Source organism: Ilyobacter polytropus DSM 2926 (assembly GCF_000165505.1).
GTDB lineage: Bacteria > Fusobacteriota > Fusobacteriia > Fusobacteriales > Fusobacteriaceae > Ilyobacter > Ilyobacter polytropus.
This window is the reverse complement of record NC_014632.1, coordinates 1,128,773-1,149,611: the sequence shown is the minus strand read 5'-3', so window position 1 is coordinate 1,149,611 and position 20,839 is coordinate 1,128,773. Positions and strand designations below refer to the sequence as shown.

21 protein-coding genes are annotated in these 20,839 nt (G+C 34.2%); all 21 read left to right on the top strand.

All coding sequences use genetic code 11. The features are described 5' to 3' along the window. Positions 1 to 7: 7 nt before the first annotated feature. The 21 genes from ILYOP_RS05330 (at position 8) to ILYOP_RS05235 (ending at position 20,834) form a co-directional block, all read left to right on the top strand. Positions 8 to 2,998: a type I restriction-modification system subunit M gene (locus ILYOP_RS05330; protein WP_013387504.1), complete on the top strand. Its 2,991-nt coding sequence runs from the start codon at positions 8 to 10 to the stop codon at positions 2,996 to 2,998. Then, complete coding sequence (locus ILYOP_RS05325; RefSeq protein WP_013387503.1) at positions 2,991 to 4,292, top strand: restriction endonuclease subunit S; 1,302 nt, start codon at positions 2,991 to 2,993, stop codon at positions 4,290 to 4,292. The genes ILYOP_RS05330 and ILYOP_RS05325 overlap by 8 nt, the downstream gene beginning before the upstream one ends. Positions 4,293 to 4,317: 25 nt before the next feature. Next, positions 4,318 to 7,368: a type I restriction endonuclease subunit R gene (locus tag ILYOP_RS05320; protein WP_013387502.1), complete on the top strand. Its 3,051-nt coding sequence runs from the start codon at positions 4,318 to 4,320 to the stop codon at positions 7,366 to 7,368. Between the two features lie 18 nt (positions 7,369 to 7,386). Beyond that, positions 7,387 to 8,277, top strand: a complete 891-nt coding sequence (locus ILYOP_RS05315; protein WP_013387501.1) for a DUF5655 domain-containing protein — start codon at positions 7,387 to 7,389, stop codon at positions 8,275 to 8,277. A gap of 4 nt (positions 8,278 to 8,281) precedes the next feature. Further along, on the top strand, positions 8,282 to 8,926 hold the full coding sequence (locus tag ILYOP_RS05310) for an AbiTii domain-containing protein (RefSeq protein WP_013387500.1): 645 nt from the start codon (positions 8,282 to 8,284) through the stop codon (positions 8,924 to 8,926). Continuing rightward, complete coding sequence (locus tag ILYOP_RS05305) at positions 8,913 to 9,119, top strand: hypothetical protein (protein WP_013387499.1); 207 nt, start codon at positions 8,913 to 8,915, stop codon at positions 9,117 to 9,119. Before ILYOP_RS05310 ends, ILYOP_RS05305 begins: the two co-directional genes overlap by 14 nt. 108 nt (positions 9,120 to 9,227) lie before the next feature. Beyond that, positions 9,228 to 9,389: a hypothetical protein gene (locus ILYOP_RS15755; RefSeq protein ID WP_013387498.1), complete on the top strand. Its 162-nt coding sequence runs from the start codon at positions 9,228 to 9,230 to the stop codon at positions 9,387 to 9,389. Positions 9,390 to 9,585: 196 nt separating this feature from the next. Continuing rightward, positions 9,586 to 10,842 (top strand): site-specific DNA-methyltransferase, encoded by a 1,257-nt coding sequence (locus tag ILYOP_RS05300; RefSeq protein ID WP_013387497.1) that lies wholly within the window; start codon positions 9,586 to 9,588, stop codon positions 10,840 to 10,842. Beyond that, entirely contained in the window at positions 10,843 to 11,865 is a 1,023-nt protein-coding gene (locus tag ILYOP_RS05295) for a hypothetical protein (RefSeq protein WP_013387496.1), read from the top strand. It abuts the gene before it with no gap. A gap of 169 nt (positions 11,866 to 12,034) precedes the next feature. Beyond that, the gene (locus ILYOP_RS05290) at positions 12,035 to 12,541 is read left to right on the top strand and encodes a hypothetical protein (protein ID WP_013387495.1); all 507 of its coding nucleotides are present in this window, start codon (positions 12,035 to 12,037) and stop codon (positions 12,539 to 12,541) included. Positions 12,542 to 12,663: 122 nt separating this feature from the next. Next, positions 12,664 to 13,143 (top strand): hypothetical protein, encoded by a 480-nt coding sequence (locus ILYOP_RS05285; RefSeq protein ID WP_013387494.1) that lies wholly within the window; start codon positions 12,664 to 12,666, stop codon positions 13,141 to 13,143. Beyond that, positions 13,115 to 14,926, top strand: a complete 1,812-nt coding sequence (locus tag ILYOP_RS05280) for a phage terminase large subunit family protein (protein ID WP_013387493.1) — start codon at positions 13,115 to 13,117, stop codon at positions 14,924 to 14,926. The genes ILYOP_RS05285 and ILYOP_RS05280 overlap by 29 nt, the downstream gene beginning before the upstream one ends. After that, a complete protein-coding gene (locus ILYOP_RS05275) occupies positions 14,927 to 15,148 on the top strand; it encodes a DUF6148 family protein (protein WP_013387492.1) in 222 nt (73 codons plus the stop codon). 8 nt (positions 15,149 to 15,156) lie between these two features. Further along, entirely contained in the window at positions 15,157 to 16,698 is a 1,542-nt protein-coding gene (locus tag ILYOP_RS05270) for a phage portal protein (protein ID WP_013387491.1), read from the top strand. Next, positions 16,685 to 17,767, top strand: a complete 1,083-nt coding sequence (locus tag ILYOP_RS15140) for a head maturation protease, ClpP-related (RefSeq protein WP_013387490.1) — start codon at positions 16,685 to 16,687, stop codon at positions 17,765 to 17,767. Before ILYOP_RS05270 ends, ILYOP_RS15140 begins: the two co-directional genes overlap by 14 nt. Position 17,768: 1 nt before the next feature. Beyond that, complete coding sequence (locus tag ILYOP_RS05260; protein ID WP_013387489.1) at positions 17,769 to 18,095, top strand: hypothetical protein; 327 nt, start codon at positions 17,769 to 17,771, stop codon at positions 18,093 to 18,095. Positions 18,096 to 18,105: 10 nt separating this feature from the next. Further along, positions 18,106 to 19,143 (top strand): major capsid protein, encoded by a 1,038-nt coding sequence (locus tag ILYOP_RS05255; protein WP_013387488.1) that lies wholly within the window; start codon positions 18,106 to 18,108, stop codon positions 19,141 to 19,143. Between the two features lie 6 nt (positions 19,144 to 19,149). Continuing rightward, positions 19,150 to 19,482 carry a hypothetical protein gene (locus tag ILYOP_RS05250; protein ID WP_013387487.1) on the top strand — a complete coding sequence of 111 codons (333 nt, stop codon included), beginning with the start codon at positions 19,150 to 19,152 and terminating at the stop codon, positions 19,480 to 19,482. Next, positions 19,469 to 19,798 (top strand): hypothetical protein, encoded by a 330-nt coding sequence (locus ILYOP_RS05245; RefSeq protein WP_013387486.1) that lies wholly within the window; start codon positions 19,469 to 19,471, stop codon positions 19,796 to 19,798. Before ILYOP_RS05250 ends, ILYOP_RS05245 begins: the two co-directional genes overlap by 14 nt. Then, positions 19,795 to 20,355: a phage tail protein gene (locus ILYOP_RS05240; protein WP_013387485.1), complete on the top strand. Its 561-nt coding sequence runs from the start codon at positions 19,795 to 19,797 to the stop codon at positions 20,353 to 20,355. Before ILYOP_RS05245 ends, ILYOP_RS05240 begins: the two co-directional genes overlap by 4 nt. After that, complete coding sequence (locus ILYOP_RS05235; RefSeq protein ID WP_013387484.1) at positions 20,355 to 20,834, top strand: hypothetical protein; 480 nt, start codon at positions 20,355 to 20,357, stop codon at positions 20,832 to 20,834. Before ILYOP_RS05240 ends, ILYOP_RS05235 begins: the two co-directional genes overlap by 1 nt. Positions 20,835 to 20,839: the final 5 nt, after the last annotated feature.

The window sequence follows — 20,839 nt, the reverse complement described above, 5'->3', positions numbered from 1 at the left end:
TGAAAATATGGCTAAAAGACCAGCTTACTATATAGATTTTGTAAATAATCGGATAAAGGAAAAAATGGTTGAATTCAAATGGTATCCTGGATATAGCATAGGGCAAAAACAAAAAAGTATTATTAGTTTACATGAAAATTTTTTATTAGAATTTCCTAACGCTAACATTTTAGAAATCTCTTCAAAATCATTAGAGAACTTAGGGATTAAATTAAGTGCTTTTAATTTAATGATTCAAACAAAAAAAGGTAAAGCATTTTCTGTAGAATGTGCATTCCAAGGAAGCAAAGTTTTTAAAAAAGGTGGACCATACATTGATTTATTTCATAAAACTTCTAGAGAAGCTAAAAAAGATCCTAGGATAAAGAATAGTGGCCCACTTGTTAAATTTGAATACAATAAAAATGAATGGAGTTTAGAACCTAAAACTTTTTTTTATGACTGGCTTTATATAAATTCACTATATAGAAATAAAGAATTAGCTCAAGAAATTATAAAATATGATTCATTTACAGATATCGAATTTAATCCTGAAAAGTCAATAAATTGTCAAGCTAGAGCGGCAGCATTATTCGTTCTTTTAAAAAAATTAAACATTATAGATAATGCTATGAAGAGTATTAATGAATATAAAAAAAGTGTAGCGCCTTTTTATGAATTAAATAGAGATAATTTCAGCAAAAACTTTGAAAAAGAAAATAAAAATAAACAGTTATCTTTGTCTCAAGTAAGTTTAAAAAGTGAACCAAAGATAAACAATAAGGAGATAATAAGAATGGATCATAAAGTTCATAATAAAATAGTAAGTTATATTTGGTCAATAGCAGATGATGTTTTAAGAGATATTTTTGTAAGAGGTAAATATAGAGATGTTATTTTGCCATTCACTGTTTTAAGAAGAATAGATATATTATTAGAAGAATCAAAAGAAAAAGTATTGGAAATGAATAAATTTTTTGAAGAAAATAATATAAATGATAAATCAGGACTCGAAAAAATTACAGGATACCCTTTTTATAATACTTCGCCATTTACAATGGGTAAAAATAGTTTAAAGGATTCAGAATATCCTTTTGTTTCTTTACTATCTGATCCAGACAAAATAGACAGTAATCTAGAAGAATACTTGGATGGATTTAGTCCTAATATCCAAGAAATTATAAGTAAGTTTAAAGTTCGTAATCAGCTCGAAACAATGCAAGATGCTGGGATTACTTTTGGTTTAATTGATAAACTTACTTCAGGAAGTATAAATTTAAGTCCTTATGAAGTAAAAAATTCTAAAGGTGAAATTTTACCTGCACTTACTAACTTAGGAATGGGGTATGTATTTGAAGAATTAATCAGAAAATTTAATGAAGAGAATAATGAAGAAGCTGGAGAGCATTTTACCCCTAGAGAAATAATAAAATTAATGACACACATAATTTTTGAACCAATCAAAGACATATTAAAAGAGCGTGAAGGAGCAAGATTTTCAATATATGATCCTGCATGTGGTAGTGGTGGTATGCTCACGGAAGCAGAAGATTTTGCATTAAAAATTACAGATAATAAATGTATTTTTTCACTATTTGGACAAGAAGTTAATCCAGAGACCTGGGCAATATGTACAGGAGATATGCTAATAAAAGGAGAAAAAGCATCAAATATAGGTTATGGCTCAACCTTATCAAATGATGAGTTTAAAGGGCATAAATTTGACTTTATTCTATCTAACCCACCATACGGTAAAAGTTGGAAAAATGATGTAGATGCTATTGTTGAGAATAGAGGAAAAAAAGGAAAAGAAATTATTAAAGATCCACGTTTTAAAGTTGGTCTTCCAACTATATCTGATGGTCAATTATTATTTTTAGTAAATATGATTTCGAAAATGAAAAATGATACAGAGCTTGGAAGTAGGATAGCTTCTGTTCATAATGGTTCTTCTTTATTTACAGGAGATGCCGGTCAAGGTGAAAGTGAAATAAGGAAAATGATATTAGAAAATGACCTGCTTGAATGCATAATAGCACTGTCTACAAATATATTCTATAACACGGGTATTCCAACATATATTTGGATACTTTCTAACAGAAAAGAGGAGAGAAGAAAGGGAAAGGTTCAGCTTATAAATGCAATTGATATTTACACACCATTGAGAAAAAATCTTGGTCAAAAAAATTGTGAACTTACTAAAACTCAGATAGATAGTATTACTAAAATATATCTGGATTTTAAAAAAACAGAGACTTCAAAAATATTTGACAATGAAGACTTTGGATACAATAAAATAATTGTTGAAAGACCTTTGAGATTAAAAGCCAAAATAACCAATGAAGCGATAGAAAGTCTTCGATATGAAAAAACAATCATTGATGAAGCAAAATGGATTTATAGAAAATATGGTGATAAAGTCTATGATGGTTTAAAAGATGTTAAAAAAGATATAGAAAATTGGATTGAAAAAAATGAAATAAAAATATCCCCTGCAAACAAAAAGAAAATTTTTGATGTAAATGTTTGGAAATCTCAAGAGGAGCTTATGAAAATAACAGAGCAACTTTTAGAAGAAATTGGTGAAATAGAGTTTGATAATTTTAATACTTTTAAAGATTTGATTGGTGATACATTAAACAAATTGGATATAAAAATTGGTAAAAAAGACCTCGATTTAATTTTTAATGCGATAACCTGGAAAGATGAAGAGGGAGAGCCTGTCATAAAAAAAGTAGAGAAAGATGGGACTATTATTTACGAAGCTGACAGCGATCTAAGAGACAGTGAAAGTGTTCCATTAAATGAAGATATCCATGAATATTTTGAAAGAGAAGTTTTAAATTATATTCCCGATGCTTGGATAGATGAAAGTAAAACACAAAAAGGATACAGCATTTCATTCACAAGATATTTTTATAATTTTACTCCTCCTAGAAGTCTTGAGGCGATTGCGAGTGAAATAGAAAAACTTCAAGAAGAAACCGAAGGAATTATGGAGGAATTTTTAAATGATTAAAGAGAAAAAAAGTTATCTTAATTATAAAAATATACCTTGGTATGAATATGTAAAAGAGATCCCTCAAGATTGGAATATTTTACCGAATATCGCATTGTTTGATGAAAGAATAAAAAAGAAAAATAATAATGAGGAACTTTTATCGGTAACAATAAGCAAAGGGATTATAAAACAAAGCGATATTGAAAATAAAAAAGATATTTCGAATGAAGATAAATCAAATTATAAGCTAGTTAAAATTGGTGATATCGCTTATAACAAGATGAGAATGTGGCAAGGCTCAGTTGGCTATAGTCAATATAGGGGAATTGTAAGTCCGGCATATATTGTCTTAAAATCAAAGTTGAAAATAAATTCAAAATACTTTCACTATCTTTATAGGACAGAGTACTATAGTAATTATGCAAGAAGATACTCATACGGTCTTTGTGATGACCAACTAAATTTGAGATATGTAGATTTTAAAAGAATGTACTCAATTGTTCCACATATTGAAATACAAGATAAAATTGTAGAATATTTAGAAACAAAAGAAAAACAGTCAAATAAATTTATTGAAAAACAGCAAAAAATGATAGAACTTTTGAAAGAGCAGAAAAAAACGATTATAAATGAAGTTGTGACAAAAGGTTTAAACACCCTTGTTAAGATGCAAGATAGTGGTGTTGAGTGGCTCGGAAAAGTACCTAAACATTGGGAAATAAAAAAATTAAAAGAAATGTCTGATTTTGTAAATAGAGGAACAACTCCTAATTATACTGAAAAAAGTGACTATAAAGTTGTTAATCAAGCAACATTTAGTAAAGGATATTTTGACGAGTCGAGTATTAGATTTCATAAAACTTATAAAATTGAAAAAGAAAAAGGAAAATTAAAATATAAAGATATTTTATTAGCCTCTACAGGTGGTGGAGTTCTTGGTAAAGTGGCCATATTTACTGAAAAAGAAGGGGTTTATTTAGCTGATAGTCACGTTACAATTATAAGAGATAGTAAAAAAAGATTTATTCCTGAATACTTATATTATTTTTATTATGTTAATTATAATTTAATAGATGGATATTTTGGTCAAGGTTCAACTAATCAGACAGAATTACAAAGAGAATGGTTAAGGCAAATGTATTTACCCTATCCAGACCTTAAAGAACAAAAACAAATTGTAAATTATATTGAAAAACAAAATACAAAAATTGATACAACAATATTGAAAACAGAAAAAGAAATAGAACTTGCAAAAGACTATATGGAAAGCTTGATTTATAATGTAGTTACAGGTCAAATATGCGTTGAATAAAAAGCATTTTAAAGGAGGGAGAAAAATGCTTGAATTTACTGATACCTCAGAAAAAGGATTTCAAAAACTCATAGTAAAAGAGCTTGTTGGAAAAGAGGGGTATATCGAAACACATTCAAATGATTTTGATAGAGATTTCTGTCTAAATAAAAAAGATCTTTTTGAATTTATAGAAATTAGTCAACCTGATTCTTATGATTTTATTATAAAGAAAGGTGAAGACGCTTTTTTAAATAGATTAGACTTAAAAATAAAAAAAGAAGGAATTATCGAAGTTCTTAGAAAGGGAGTAAAACATTTCGACAAGACAATATATCTCTTTTATCCACAACCAAATTCTAATCATAATAAAAAAGATCACTTAAGGTATGAGACAAACATTTTTTCTGTCACACAAGAATTGGTTTATACAGGTAATAATAAAAATAGAATTGATTTAGTTATCTTTATAAACGGGTTTCCAATTATTACAATGGAACTTAAAAATGCTTTCACGCATCAAGCAGTAAAAAATGCAATAAAACAATATAAAAAAGATAGGGACCCTAATGATAAAATTTTTAATTTTGCTCGTTGCCTAGTTCATTTTGCGATAGATACAGATCTTGCATATATGACAACAAAGTTAGATAAATCTAAAACATTTTTTATGCCATTTAATAAAGGTCTTAATAATGGTGAGCCATTTCCTCCATATGGAGCAGGGAACCCTATAAACCCTTTAGGTTTAAAGACATCTTATATTTGGAGAGATATTTTAACAAGGAGTAGTCTTTCAAATATAATTGAAAAATTTGTACATTTAGAAAAACCAAAGGTAAAATCAGATAAATCTAAGTTAATTTTCCCAAGATATCATCAACTAAAAGTTGTAAGGAAATTATTAGAAGACTCTAAAGAAAAAGGGATTGGGATAAAATATCTAGTGCAACATTCTGCCGGATCAGGAAAATCGAACTCTATAACTTGGCTTGCTCATCAATTGATAGGATTGTATGATAAAAATAATATAAGCCCAATTTTTGATAGCGTAGTTGTAGTAACTGATAAAACTATACTTGATAAACAAATAAGGGAAAACATTAAAAACTTTGCACAAGTAAAAAATATAGTCGAAGCCATAACAGGAAATTCAACTGACATAAAGAAACTAGACCCAACAGAGACATCAATGAGTAAAACATCTCATATGAGATTGGCTCTTGAAAATAATAAAAAAATTATTATTTGTACTGTTCAAACTTTCCCTTATGTATTGAAAACAGTACAAGAAATGGAAACAAAAAATATAGCATTTATCATTGATGAAGCACATAGTGGTCAAAATGGAATATCTTCTGCTAGTATGAATGCAATTTTTTCAAATACTGATTTTACTAAACTTAAAATGGATGAAGAAGGAAATATAGATACAGAAGATTTAGTAAATTATTTAATTAAAACAAAAAAAATGTTAGATAACGCAAGTTATTTTGCGTTTACAGCAACACCCAAAAATAAAACTCTTGAAACTTTTGGAACGAAACAAGAAGATGGAACCTTTAAGCCATTTCATAATTACTCAATGAAACAAGCTATAGAAGAGGAATACATTTTAGATGTTTTACAGAACTATACAACTTATAAATCATATTATAAGATAAAAGCAGATAATAATGTACCTGAGGAAAAAGAATATGAAATAAAACAGGCAAACAAAAAAATAAAGAATTTTGTTGAAGGCAATGAGCTCGCAATAGCAGAAAAAGCAAAAATTATGGTAGATCATTTTAATAAAAACGTAAAGCATTTAATAAATTATCAAGCAAAGTCAATGGTAGTTACAAAATCTATAGAGAGTGCAATGAAGTATAAAGATGCATTTGATAAATATCTGAAAGAGACAGGCCTACCATATAAAGCAATCGTTGCATTTTCAGGAAAAAAAGCACATTATAAAACAGGCTTAGAAATGACAGAATCTGATATGAATAATTTTTCTGATGGTGATAATGATATCGTAAAACAATTTAGAAAAAATGAGTATAAATTTTTAATTGTTGCTGATAAATTTCAAACAGGTTTTGATCAGCCATTATTACATACTATGTATGTTGATAAAGAATTATCTGGCGTTCAAGCTGTACAAACTTTATCAAGGCTAAATAGGGCATTCAAACCTCATAAAACAGATACCATGGTCCTCGACTTTTATAATGACATAGAATCAGTAAAAAAAGCTTTTGAGCCATACTACACAACAACTATTTTGTCGGAAGAGACAGATGTTAATAAATTAAATGATTTGCAAGACTCATTAGACAACATGCAAGTTTATAGTGAAGAAGAAGTTGAAGAATTTTTTAAACTTTATTACACAAATGCTGAAAGAAATATTTTAGAACCGATAATAAATAACTGTAAAGAAATTTTTGATACACATTTAGAAAAAGAAGAACAGATAAAGTTTAAATCAAATGCAAAATCATTTGTGAGAACATACAGCTATTTATCAAAAATTATAGAATATGACGTACCCTATTGGGAAAAATTATGGCTATTTTTAAAACATTTAATTACAAAAATAAAAATTCAAGATGAAGAGATAAATGAAAATATATTAAATGAAGTCGATATGGATAGTTATAGAATAAATAGAATCGGAACAACTAAAATATCTTTAGAAGAAGAAGAGGGAATAATTGAACCTATCCCAGTAAGTACTAGTAGCGGTATAGCTGAAAAACATTATGATACCTTATCACATATAATATCTGAATTTAATCGAAGGTTTGGCGATATTAATTGGGGAGATGATGTAGATAAGGAAGAAGCGGAAAAGATCCTTATTGAAAAAATTCCTGATAAAATGAAAGCTAATATTAAAATTTTGAAATCGATTATAAATTCTGATAAAGATAATGCAAAAATTACATCTGATGAAAAAGTACAGGATTTAATGTTTGATTTAATGAGTACTAATACAGGGATTTATAAAAAGTTTGTAAGTGACCCCGATTTCAAAAATAGATATTTAGAATTTGTATTTGACATTTTATGGGATATAAAAAATTCATCTATTAAGGAAATAATATAAATTTTAAGGAGAAAAATTATGCCTTTATTTAATAGAAATGGAGAGGTATTAGACCTTGTAAAACAGAGGAATTTTAACCTTGAAAAAGAACTTCAAAATTTAATTGAGAATAACCTGGAAGAGATATTCAGCTGTAAGTTTGTGGCCAGTGAATTTTCCACAGGGAGTGTCCATAACGGACGTATTGATACAATAGCTATTTCCGAGGACAATAACCCTGTAATTATAGAGTATAAGAAGATGGAATCTTCAAGCTTACTCACTCAGTCTCTTTACTATCTTTCGTGGCTTAAGGATCATCATGGAGATTTTCAAATAGCTGTAAATAAAAGTCTTGGAGAAACTAAGGTAGACTGGAGTGCAATACGTGTTATCTGTATTGCTCCAGACTACAAGAAGTATGACCTCCATGCAGCAGAGATGATGAATGCACCGATAGAGCTATGGAAGTATAAGAACTATGAAAACGGGATGTTTAGCCTGGAAGAGATATCTAGCAAGATTGTAACTCCTACTCCTGGGTCAATAACTAAAGATGATAATTCCCCTGTTTGGACTTATGAAAGGCATTTTAATAAATTGGGAACACCGATTTTAAAAGAACTTTTGGAAGAGCTAAGAGAGTACACTTTTGGACTTGACGAGTCAGTGGAAGAGGCACCAAAGAAGCTTTATATAGCTTATAAGGTGGCAAAGAATTTTATGTGTATAGAAACTTTTAAAAAGAGAATGCTGCTGTATCTGAAGTTTACATCAGAAGATATAGATAAGTATAAGGATGTTGGAAGAGATGTGACAAATATCGGCCACTTTGGGACGGGGAACTTTGAGTTTTCAATTAATGGTAGAGAGGATATGGAGCTGGCCAAGGAGGTTATTAGGGTTTCTTTTGAGGGTATAGGAGAATAGAATAATGAAAAGTAAACTGCTTTTAGATTTATTAGAAAATGAATGTGAACTAGAGAATATTTTATTTAGGTTAAAAACGATTCTTTTTTCATTGGAAAATGATGAAATTATAAAATGGATAGATTCAGAAATAGAAGGATACAAAGAAGGTGATGGGGTTCCAGAATATAGAAAAGTAATGTTAACTCCCCATATAAGTGCTACTGATGGAGTTTGGAGTCTTAATAAAGCTATAGCTTCTATAGGGCATTTAGATAAAAAAGAACTGAATGCTGTGTTATATCATAACATAACAGATAGTATAAATAGTTTATCTTATGATGAAAAAGATACATGTATATCCTATAATAGTTTTTTAACACATCGTTTAGGAGAAGGGTATAGTCGTAAATTACTGGTTACTCAAGCATATGGGGCAATGCCTTTAGGAACATGCTCAAAAATTAAAAGTTGTGTAAAAAATAGACTTTTAAGTATAATTTTGGAGCTTGAAAAAAAATATGGAGCACTAAATGATTATGATATTTTTTTAGACATAAGTGATACAGAAAAAACAGAAATAGGTAAAACCATTATTAATATAACGATGGGAAATAACAATAGGATAACGGGCTCAAATTTTGGAGTAACTAAAAATGAAGAAAATTAAAATAAATGTTGGAAATAATAATAAAATAAATAACTCAAATTTTGGAATTTATGATAATAAAAAAGTAGAAAATAAAAATTTATTCGAAAAACATCCAATTATTTTTTCTATAGTAATATCTTTTTTAGTTGGATTTATTCTTCTCTTTTCTTTTTGGGAAAGAATTATAAATAAAATAGAAAATTTTTTGTAAAAAAGTTTACTGATATCAGTAAACTTTTTATTTTACCCCCTAGATTTTTAAATACAAATTAATTATAATCAGAATGAGAAGAAAATAATCTCAGGGGGAAACTAAGATATGACAGGAATTAAAAACCAAAAGAGAGAAGAAGTCATGCGGGAACTTATAAAGGATCTTGAAGATAAAAGAGATAAAGGCTGGTACGGTGAAGTAATAATTTCCTTTAAAGGAGGAGCCGTAGAAAAAGCTGGTTTTACAGAAAATAAAAAATATCTTTAGGTACGTGAGCAGAGCCCGACCTATCTTAGATGATTAAAAGTCATCTTTGATATGGTTGGGCTTTTTTATTTTGAATTTTTATACCAGGTGATAAAGCAGCATAAGGAATGAAATAACCATCTATGTGTGTTGGCCTTTTATCAGTCTTTATCATCTTATATGAGATTTTAAAAAAAGTAGAGTCAGGAGGTGATTTATGGAAATCAAAAAGTTGAAGATTACAGAGATAGTTCCTTATGTCAACAATGCCAAGGAGCATCCCCAGGAACAGATAAACAAGATAAAGGCGAGTATCCAGGCCTTTGGGTTTAATGACCCCATTGCCATAGATGAAAACAATGTGATTATAGAGGGTCATGGAAGACTTATTGCTCTTGAACAATTGGGATTCCAAGAGGTAGAAGTAATAAGGCTTGATCATCTGAGTGAAGTAGAGAAAAAGCAGTATATCCTGGCTCATAATAAGCTAACGATGGAAACAGGATTTAATCTTGAAAAACTAGAGCTAGAACTTGAAGCAATAAAGGTATCTGAAGGAGATCTTACCCTTACAGGATTTAACCTGGATGAAATAGATGATATCAATCTCAATTTGGTTGATCGTGCTCGTGTAGGAGAAATAGAAGAGGACGAAGTTCCAGAGATAGACCTGGAAAGAGAGCCCTTTTCAAGATTGGGTGACTTCTGGAAATTGGGAGATCATAAACTTCTTTGTGGTGATGCTACAAATAAAGACCAAGTTCAACTACTTATGGGAGAAGAGAAAGGTCAGCTTGTAGTAACTGATCCTCCATACAATGTCAATTATGAGGGAAGCACAAAAGAGAAACTTAAAATAGCAAACGACAATTTATCAGGGAACGAATTCTATTATTTCTTACTTGGGTCTTATTCCAGGGTATATGAAAGCCTGGAAGATGGAGGAGGAATCTATGTATTTCATGCTGACACTGAAGGAATAAACTTCAGGAAGGCCATGGTGGATGCAGGATTCTATTTTGCTCAATGCTGTGTCTGGGTGAAGAACAGCTTAGTCATGGGAAGACAAGATTATCATTGGCAGCATGAACCTATATTGGTGGGATGGAAGCCAGGGAAAGCACATAATTGGTATTCAGATAGAAAACAGACTACAGTTTGGAAGTTTGACAGGCCATCAAGAAACGATATTCATCCTACTATGAAACCCCTCAACTTAATAGCCTATCCAATTGAAAATAGCTCCAAGCCCGGGGATATAGTCATAGATCTCTTTGGTGGAAGTGGGTCTACTCTTATGGCATGTCAGGAACTAGAAAGAAAGTGTAGGACCATGGAGATAGACCCAAGGTATGTGGATGCAATAGTTAAAAGATACCTTGCCAGTGGAAGGGAAGATATAACCTTGATGAGGGATGGAAAGACCTATTCTTTGGATGAGATAAGAGATGACCTTCTGAGGGAGGACATATAAATGCAGCTGGATATGAGCCGAGTCTCAAGGATAGGAATAGACAAACTTGTCCTTTCAGGAATCAAGGTAGAAACCAATAAAAAATCAACTATTACAGAAGGCCAGGGATGGATTGAAGAAAAGTTTGAGCTGAGGGAAGAACTGTTCAGCATAGTTAAATCAATCAAACTATATGAAACCGGAGTAGTGGTAGAAGGTTCATACTTGAGATTTAACCCAAATAAGATTATCTTTGGCCACAATATATCAAATGCCAGAGCGCCAGAGCTTAGAGAAGCGGTCAAGAAATTAGTGGAGGAACTAAATTCCCGTGGGATAACTATAGAACTTGCAAATGCCAGGGTCAGTGAAATAGAGATAAATATAAACATTGAAAAAGCCTTTAAAGAATACAAAGAAGTATTAACTCTTTTATTTACTAGGATTCCTAATTTAAGAAAGATAGGGAATTTCAACTTAAATGAATCATATCAAAAACTATTCGTAGATTCGACTCTCTATGGAGGATGGGAGAATCATAAGGTGATAGCCTACGACAAAAGGAAAGAGATCAACAGAGAGTGGCTCTTGGGCTTTGATCTGCTTCGGATAGAGTGGTGGCTTTCCAGTTCATCATATAAGTATTATGCCAGCAAGTTTGGCAGGGATAACACACTGGAACTCTTAATGGAAGACAGTGAGATATTGGATAAGATATTCAAAGAGCTCTGCTTGAAAAAACTGTTTAAAGATGGATGTAAATACTTGGAAGAAGAGCTGGTTCCAAATCTAGAGAGAGGTTATATAGCCTTTAGAGAGAGGAATAAACTGGCGGTAAAAAAGGGAAGGCCAATAGAGAGAAATGTATTTAAGCATTTAGATGAAAGCTACTGGATATTTGATTATTCGTACTTAATAGATCTGGTAAGTAAGCACGATAAGAGACACCGAGGAAGAGAAATAGAGAGAATAAGGAAGAGATATATCCATCTAAATAACAAAGATAAACTTAGTTATTTGATGGATATAATTTTGCACCACTAATCCCAAATAGTGGTGCAAATAAAAAGTGATTGAATCTCTCTAAAACCCTTAAATATAAAAGTCTGAATGGGGGAATGGCATGAATAAATTAAATCTAAAAGTCCTTAATAACAAGGTGGAAAGTTTAACCCCTTATGTTACATATTTGTGACATAAAAGGAGGTAAGTTATGGCTAAATACAACAGGGTATCTGCAGAAGTAAAAAGAGATATAAAAAAGGCTTATGAAGCAGGAGTAGATCTCATAGATCTATCTCTCAAATACATGGTCAACTACGGAACCCTAAGGAATATATCAAGTAAGGAACAATGGCAAAAAGGAAAAAGCAAATCAATACTGCAGCAGGCAATCATCGAAGATGATATTAGCAAGAGAGTAGAACTGAGAGATCAGGTAATAGGCCACTATCAAAACCTGCATCAATCCAACCTATCATATTTGATGGAACTGGAAAGGACAGGAGAGAGGCCTAGGGTCAAAGCTCATGAAGAAGCACTCAAGAATAGAATCCTGGCAACATCAGAGCTGTATAAACTGGCAAAGGAACTCTTTAGCATCCAGACTCCCATGGAGAAGGTGGACTATGAACTCAGGCAGATCAAGTACGAAGTAGGGAAGAGAGCTATAAAAGACGGTGTAGGAGTAATGTTTTTAAGTGATGCAGAGGACGATTAGTTTTGGGTCCTTCTGTGGAGTTTCAGCTTCTTGTGCGGTGGCGAGGCGCGGGCTTTTCCTTGTGGCAGAATTTTTTCAGGGCAGTTCCGATTAGAAATTCCAATAAATATTGGGAGGATAAGATGCAGGAGATACAGTCAGATATAAAATTTCTTAGTAAAAAATTTAATGTTTCAGAGAGGTATGCCAGGGATATATTTTTGGAAGCCAGAATGAAAAATGGTGTGTACGACTTCTTAAAGTGCATTGATCTATATGTGATATACAGAGATAAACAGGTAGAGGAGTTTAATGCCAAAAGAGATAAGTTAACTGAAGTGAGGGCAGAGATAGCCCAATTTAAATTGGAGATCTTGAAAAAAGATTATCATCGAACTGAGGATATCGAACTCTTCCTTGGTGAGCTGACCTCCCGGATAAAATCAAAGGTTCTTTCTATTCCAAATAAGGGAGCCAGGCTAGTAACTGGAGAAACAGAAATTACAAAGGTGGAGGCTGTACTAAAAGATTTTACAGACGATATTTTGAGAGACCTCAGTGACTATGAAAACTTTGAGATATTGGAGGAAGTAGATGCAGGAGAAGACCAAGAAACTATTTAGGAATTCATTAAAAGGACTTGCACCGCCACTCTCTCTTAGTATAAGCCAATGGTCTGACAGCTATAGATATCTATCCAGTGAATCATCTGCTGAAATGGGGAAATGGAATACAGACAGAGCACCATATCAAAGAAAGATGATGGAATGTATAACAGACCCCCTGGTATTTGAGATAACTGTAATGACCTCAAGTCAAGTAGGTAAAACGGAGATACTTCTAAATGCAATAGGGAGATATATGCACCTAGATCCGTGCCCGATGATGGTAGTCCAGCCAACAGTGGAAATGGCCAAGACTTTTAGTAAAGACAGGGTGGCGCCTATGGTAAGAGATACTCCCTCGTTAAAGAAACTGGTTAAGGATTCAAGGAGTAGGGATTCTGGAAACACGGTTATGCAGAAAATGTTTCCAGGAGGACATATAACTTTTGTCGGAGCAAATTCTCCAAGTGCCCTGGCTTCAAGGCCAATAAGAATAATTCTTGCTGATGAGGTTGATAGATTCCCAAAGTCAGCAGGTGATGAAGGGGATCCACTGACACTTGCAGAGAAAAGGACAACTACTTTTTGGAACAGAAAGCATATAAGGGTTTCTACTCCTACTATCAAGAATATTTCTAAGATAGAAAAACTTTATCTGAAATCTTCTCAAGAAAAATGGTGCCTCCCATGTCCAAGCTGTGGAGAATATCAGCCTCTTGAGTGGGATAGAGTCAAATGGGGTGAAGGAATAGACGGGATAGTAATGCAGTGTGAATACTGTGGAGCTCTCCATGGAGAAAGAGAGTGGAAAAGTAAGAAGCAGCTTAATGGTAAATGGATAGCGAAGGAGCCGGATAACAGGCACAAAGGATTTCATATTAATGAGCTGGCTTCACCTTTTAAGACTTGGGAGCAAATAAAGAAAGATTTTTATGAGTCCAAGAATGATACTGAAAAACTCAAGGCATGGACTAATACATCTATGGGGCAGACCTGGGAAGAAGAGACTGGAGATGTTATTGATTATCAAAGCTTATTTGATAAAAGAATACCTTATGCAGCAGAGGTTCCAGATGATGTACTAATTCTTACAGCCGGAGTAGATGTCCAGGATGACAGACTTGAAATAGAAGTAGTGGGATGGGGGCTTGGAGAAAAATCTTACGGAATAGCTTATGAAAAGTTTATAGGTAATCCCGCCAAAGACAAAGTGTGGGATGAACTGGAAGAGTATCTAAAACGGGATTTCAAATATATAGACGGAGAAAAAATAAAGATAATAAACACCTGTATTGATACAGGAGGACATCATACTAAGAGGACCTATGACTTTATAGCTCCCAGACAGAACTCTTTGAGAGTCTACGGAATAAAGGGGCGTGGTGGAGATGGGATCCCTATTATAAATAAGGTCAGAAAAGACAAGAAGAATATGATAGACCTGATACCTCTTGGTGTAAATGCACTGAAAGATCTTGTTTACTCAAGACTTAAGATAGAAAGTGGTCCTGGGGCCTGTTATTTTCCATCTAATCTGAATAGGAACTATGACATTAAGTATTTTATGGGGCTGACAGCAGAAGCAAAAGATATAAAAGACGGGAAAATAATATGGAAAAAGATTCGAGAGAGAAATGAACCTTTAGACCTTCGTAACTATGCAACGGCAGCCTTTGCACTTCTCAGGATAAACCTGGAGAGACTGGCTGAGGAAAGAGAGCTGAATAAAGGTCAAGAGGTAGGAAGCTATAAAACAGTCAAGGCCAGGCCTAAAAGATCGATAAGCAAGGGGGTCAAGTAGATGTATACGTTAGCGGAAGCAAAAGAAAAACTTCGAATGTGGCTGGATGCAGAGGAGGCCATAGCGGTAGCCGGTCAGGAATATGAGATAAACAACGGACGTAGGCTGACAAGGGCTGACATAAGAGAGGTGGGGAAGAGAATAGACTACTGGAAAAGACAAGTGGCTATACTTGAAGGAAAAACAAGGCGGAGCTTTCGGGCAATACCTAGAGATGTATAGGGGGCCATATGAACTTAATGGACAAGGGAATATCTTATTTCAATCCTGAAAAGGCATTGAAGCGGACTAAGGCAAGAGCCCAGATATCTATGTTGGATAGAAATTTTAATAATAATGATCAAGGATATGGAAGATCAGGAGCCAGTAGGGTAAAAAATGCCTTGAAAGCATTCTTCACTAAAAAGGGAGGGCCTGATAAAGACATAGTTGAAAACCTGGAACTTCTAAGGCAGAGATCAAGATCACTGTACATGGGCGTACCTATAGCTGCAGGAATCTTGAAAAAATATAGGACCAGTGTGGTGGGTCAAGGCCTTGTTCCTAAACCAAATCTAAATTCTGAAAACTTAGGAATAAGTGAGGAAGAGGCAAGAAAGATAGAGAAACAATTAAAAAGAGAGTTTAACGCCTGGGCCAAGTCTCAGAATGCAGATGCAATGAGGATGCATAACTTTTATGTCCTTCAGGGACTGGTGATGCTGAGCTGGGTTATGAACGGAGATGTATTTGTCATACCTAAGCTCAAAGCAAGAAAAGGAGTTAAAAATAAATTATGTGTCCAGGTTATAGAGGCAGATAGAATCAAAAACCCTTTAGGCAGTCTTGATGAGGCTATAAAAGAAGGGGTGGAAATAGATGAAGATGGAGAAATAGCTGCCTATCACATAGCAAATAAGCATCCTGGAGATGCAACGGTAACAGAAACAGTAAGGGTGGAGGCATATAACAAATTTGGAAGGAGGAACATACTTCATATATTTGAACCGGAAAGACCGGATCAGAGGAGAGGGGTTCCACTACTTGCACCGGTAATAGAGAGTCTGAAACAAATTGGAAGATATAGTGAGGCAGAACTGATGGCCGCTGTGGTCAGCGGGATGTTTACCGTATTTATAGAACAGGGGGTAGAAGATGAAGAAATAGATCCCGGGCAGTATGGAATGGACGAAGAGGAACGTGCATTTCGAGAAGAAAGCGAGAAGATTGAACTTGGAAACGGAGCTATCAACATATTAAAACCTGGAGAAAAAGTAAACTCAGCAAATCCAGGAAGACCTAATGCCAATTATAAACTTTTTGTGGACTCAATCTATGAAGAGATAGGTTCAGGTATAGAGATGCCAAAAGAAGTGATGCTAAACCATTTTACAAGCAGCTACACCGCAGCTAGGGCATCTTTGGAAGAAGCCTGGAGGAGATTTCTAAGTGTAAGGGAGATACTGGTTAATTATTTTTGTCAGCCAATATATGAAGAGTTTATCCTGGGGCAAGTGGCCAAAGGGAAACTAAAACTTCCAGGATATTTCGATGATGAAATCATGAGAAAAGAGTATTCCAGAGCAACTTGGGTAGGGCCTAATAAGATCAGTATTGATCCATTTAAAGAGATGAGGGCAAGTGAAATAGCTCTTGATTTAAATATAACCAACAGGGAAATTATTTCTCAGGAGAAAGGATATGATTTTGATGAAGTGATAACTCAAAAGCTAAGAGAGGACAAATATATCAGGGAGAACACCCCGGAAGGAGGTACTGGTGAAGAAGAATAAGAAGTATTGGGAGTTTAGAAATAAAGAGAATAGGGGGACAGAGCTTCGAATCTATGGAGAAATAACAAAATTTTCATGGTGGGATGAAACTGTAGTAACTGCTTCGGATTTTGCAAGAGAACTGGAGGAACTGAAGGATACAGAATCTATAAATCTATGTATAAATTCTCCTGGAGGAAGCGTCACAGAAGCTCATGCCATATATAACATGCTGAAAAGGTATGCCAAGGCAAATAATGTGAAGATAACAACTTATATAGATGGGGTTGCAGCCAGTGCAGCCAGCTATATTGCCATGGCAGGAGACGAGATCTGTATGGGCCTTGGAGCTTCTCTTATGATCCATAATGTGAATGGCGGTGCATGGGGCGAGAGTAAGGACCTGAGAAAGACAGCGGACCTCATGGATAAGCTCAAGGAGAATATTATAGATATCTATGTGACTCAATCCAACCTTTCCAGAGAGGTGATAAGCAATCTTATGAACGAAGAGACCTGGATGACTCCGGAAGAGGCATTGGAATACGGCTTTATAGACAAGATAGAGACTTATGAAACTATAAGTGATGATGATATAGACAATCTTTTTACAAGAGAGATTACAAACAGTATAAAAGCTTTACCACCAAGAATAAGTCAACTAAGAAACGTTAAGAAACAAGCAAAGCCTGTAATAAATCAAAAACCAAAAGGAGAGGATATCGTGGATATAAACACTATCAGAAATGACCACCCAGATTTGTATCAGAAGATCAGAGAAGAGGCAGTATTGGAAGAAAGAAACAGAATGAAGGCTCTAGATGCAGTGCCGGCTCATAATCAGGAAGCTATCGACATGATAAACAAAGCCAAGTATGAAGAACCACAATCCGCTGAAAAAGTAGCGTATAACATCGTTACCTCTGACTCTTTTAAAGCTCATAGAGAAATTATTGAATTGGAAAACGAGCAGAAAATTAGCAGAAGTGGAGAGATAAAACCTCTTCCTCCTCAAAATAACAAAAATGAGAAGGATGAGAAAATGGTCAATTCCATAGTAGAAAAAATCAATAAAATGAGGGGGCAGTAGAATGGGAGAAGTAATAAAACCAGATGAATTGTTTAACGGACTGCAAGGAGTTGTCGTAGCAGGAGAGATAGAGCTTCCTGCAGGTGAATGGAAGAGAGGGACGCTCCTTGGGAAAGTAAATGGGGCATATAATTTATTGGGAGCTACTGATTATCCTGCATCAAGTGTGGATTGTATATTGGCAGATGAAATTACTTTGGCAGAGGCTGGAAAAGCAGTGGCATATTTCAGTGGAGAATTTAATTCTGAAAAACTGATAGTCGATCCAAGTATCGAAATATCTGACGTAGTAGATCATGCTAGAAAATTACAAATATTTATAGGATAGAGGGGGTATTATGTACGATTTAAAAGTTTTAATAGCAGCATTGAGCCAATCTAAAAAGGTAAATCCGTTTTTATGGAATCTTTTAGTTAAAGGGACAAAAGAACACAGCAATACAAAGTTTGAAGTGCATGTAAGAAAATCCAAAAGAAAAATTACTCCTTTTGTAGGACCTAATCTCCCTGGGGTATTTTTAGGGAAAGAAGAATTTTCAATAAATGAGTATCAGCCGCCTATGGTAAAGCCTTTTAGAGTGGCTCATGCAAATGAACTTTTCAAACAGAAATTTGGACAGACAATATATGGTGATACTGTAACCTCTCAAGATCTGGCTTTGGATACTATAGCATCTGAGCTTGCAGATCTTGATGATGTTATAACTAGAAAAGAAATCCTTATGCTTGGAGAGCTCCTTTCTACTGGTAAGATGGCCATTCAAGGAAAAGGAGTATCAAGAGAGGCTATATCTTACGGTACGGACCCAGAAAACTTTGAAGAACTTCTAGGAACTGATGCATGGAACGATGCTGGAAGTGATCCTCTGGCTGATATGGAAAGATGGCAGATGCTTGTTCTTAAGAAGACGGGGCTTCTCATAGACTCCATTATTCTGACACCAAAAGCTAAAAAATACTTTATGGATCATGAAAAAGTCAAAGAAAAACTTAAATATACAGAAAGCAATGTCCTCAGAGTGCAGCCTAGAAGACTAGGAGACGGTGCCTCGTATCTTGGGACTATCCCTGAATTGAATTTGGATATTTATTCTTATGTGGACTGGTACACAAATGATGCCGGGGAAGAGGTAAGTATCCTTGAAGACGGTGGAGTACTAGCTTGTAAGGCTAAGAGTGTGACATTGCATTATGGTGCGATAAGTCAAATAGCCGGAGAGTCTAAGGCAAGACAGATATACATAGGAAAAAGAATTCCTAAACATTGGGTGGATGAAGATGCAGATCTTGAAAAGATAAGACTTGCAGCGGCTCCACTTCCTGTTTTGGATGATGCAGATGCTATCGTATTTTCTAAAGTAGTATCAGGGGTGTAATGAATTATGAGAGTTAGAGCTAATAAAACAATCAGATATAACGGAGTGACATATTTAAAAGGGGATATATTTGAACCTGCTGAAAAGGATCTAGAAAGAATTTTAAAAGGAGATAAGGCCTCCAGTTTAATTGAAGATGCCCAACAGGAGAAGGGCAAAGAGATAATAAAAAAAGTGCCTATCTCATATATGGAGCTTTTGGAACTTTCACATAAGGAACTGGATGAATTGGACGAGTCTCTGGAAATTGAAACCAAAGGGACTATAGCTGAGAGGACACTGGGTATCTGGGACTTCTTAAGTCAGGGATCTAAAGTGGAAGAAGATGAAAACATTTAAGGAGCATCTGACTAATGATTTCAATTCAGCTTTTTTCAATGAGAGAGAGTTTGCAGAAAAAGTAGTTATTAATGATCTAGAGATGACGGTTGTCTTGGATAATATCAAGGAAAAGAAACCTAAAGGGGAGTATGAGTATGGTTATACCAATCATATAGAGGCAGAGAAGCTGATAATACTCAAATATTCAGATTATGAACTCATAGGCAGGCCTTCTCAGGGGGAAAGATTAATTTTAAACGGAGAATCCTTTGAAATACTAGACACAGATTCTTGTGACGGAATAGTAGACGTAAAGGTCAGGGTGTTTAAATGATTACAGTGGATATAAAAGAACTGGAAAAAGCTCGTAAGGAACTTGAAGGAATAAACAATGGTCTTGAAATTGTAGTAGCTCGTGCTGTCAAAACAGCAGCACGAGAAGCTAAAAAAGCTGCAGTAAATCGTGTAGCTGAAGAGTTCTTCATAGATAAAAAACCTGTGAGTGACAGTATTAATATCAAAAATCCGACAGTAGAAAATCCAGTAGCAGAGATAAGTAACAATAGAAAAAAAGACACTTTTACCCTTAAAAGATTTAAGGTGGAGGTCCCGCTTAACGGACCCATAAAGGTAGCTCAGAGCAGGAGTGGAGGGCTGAAAGAGTTGAAAAGAGGATTCTTGATGGCTCCCAAAAGTCAACCTGGGAACATCCATGTTTTTAGAAGAGAAGGTAAAAAAAGATATCCTATAGAAGTGCAGAGAGGATATTCTACCGGGGGAATGCTTAATGCTGAAAATATCTCAGACTATGTAGAAGAGGTGGCCCAAGAGAAGATATATGGCCAAATAGATAAAGAAGTATCTAAATTCTTTAATAAGAAGGGGGAATAATGTCAATCAGGAACCTGGAACAAGAGATAAAAAGACGTGTAAAGGAAGCACTGAGAGGAACCCAACTGACAAACACAGAGGGAGAGTTTGTCGAGCCTTTGGTAGAGACGGGAGCCCTTCCCAAAGAGGTGGTCAAAGGAACTCCTTATGTGCTAATCCAGACAACCAATATTGAAGACAGTGATCATATAAGCAGTGCAGATGTAGCTATTCTTTATGGAACTGTCGGACTAGGATTGGAGGATTCCAGAAATAAGGAAAAGGTCAGATATACCCATGCAACCGGGCATTGGGATGTGATCTCAATTATAGATAAAATTAGAGTAGATTTTTTAAAAAATGTAAATTTTGATTTTGGGATCTTGGAGAGAGCTATGAAACACGAAATCTTTGGAGAAGTAAATTTTCCATATTTTCTAGGAGAGACAAGATGTAAATTTACAATCCCAACAACTGAGCCTCAAGATGATTATTTGTAAGGAGG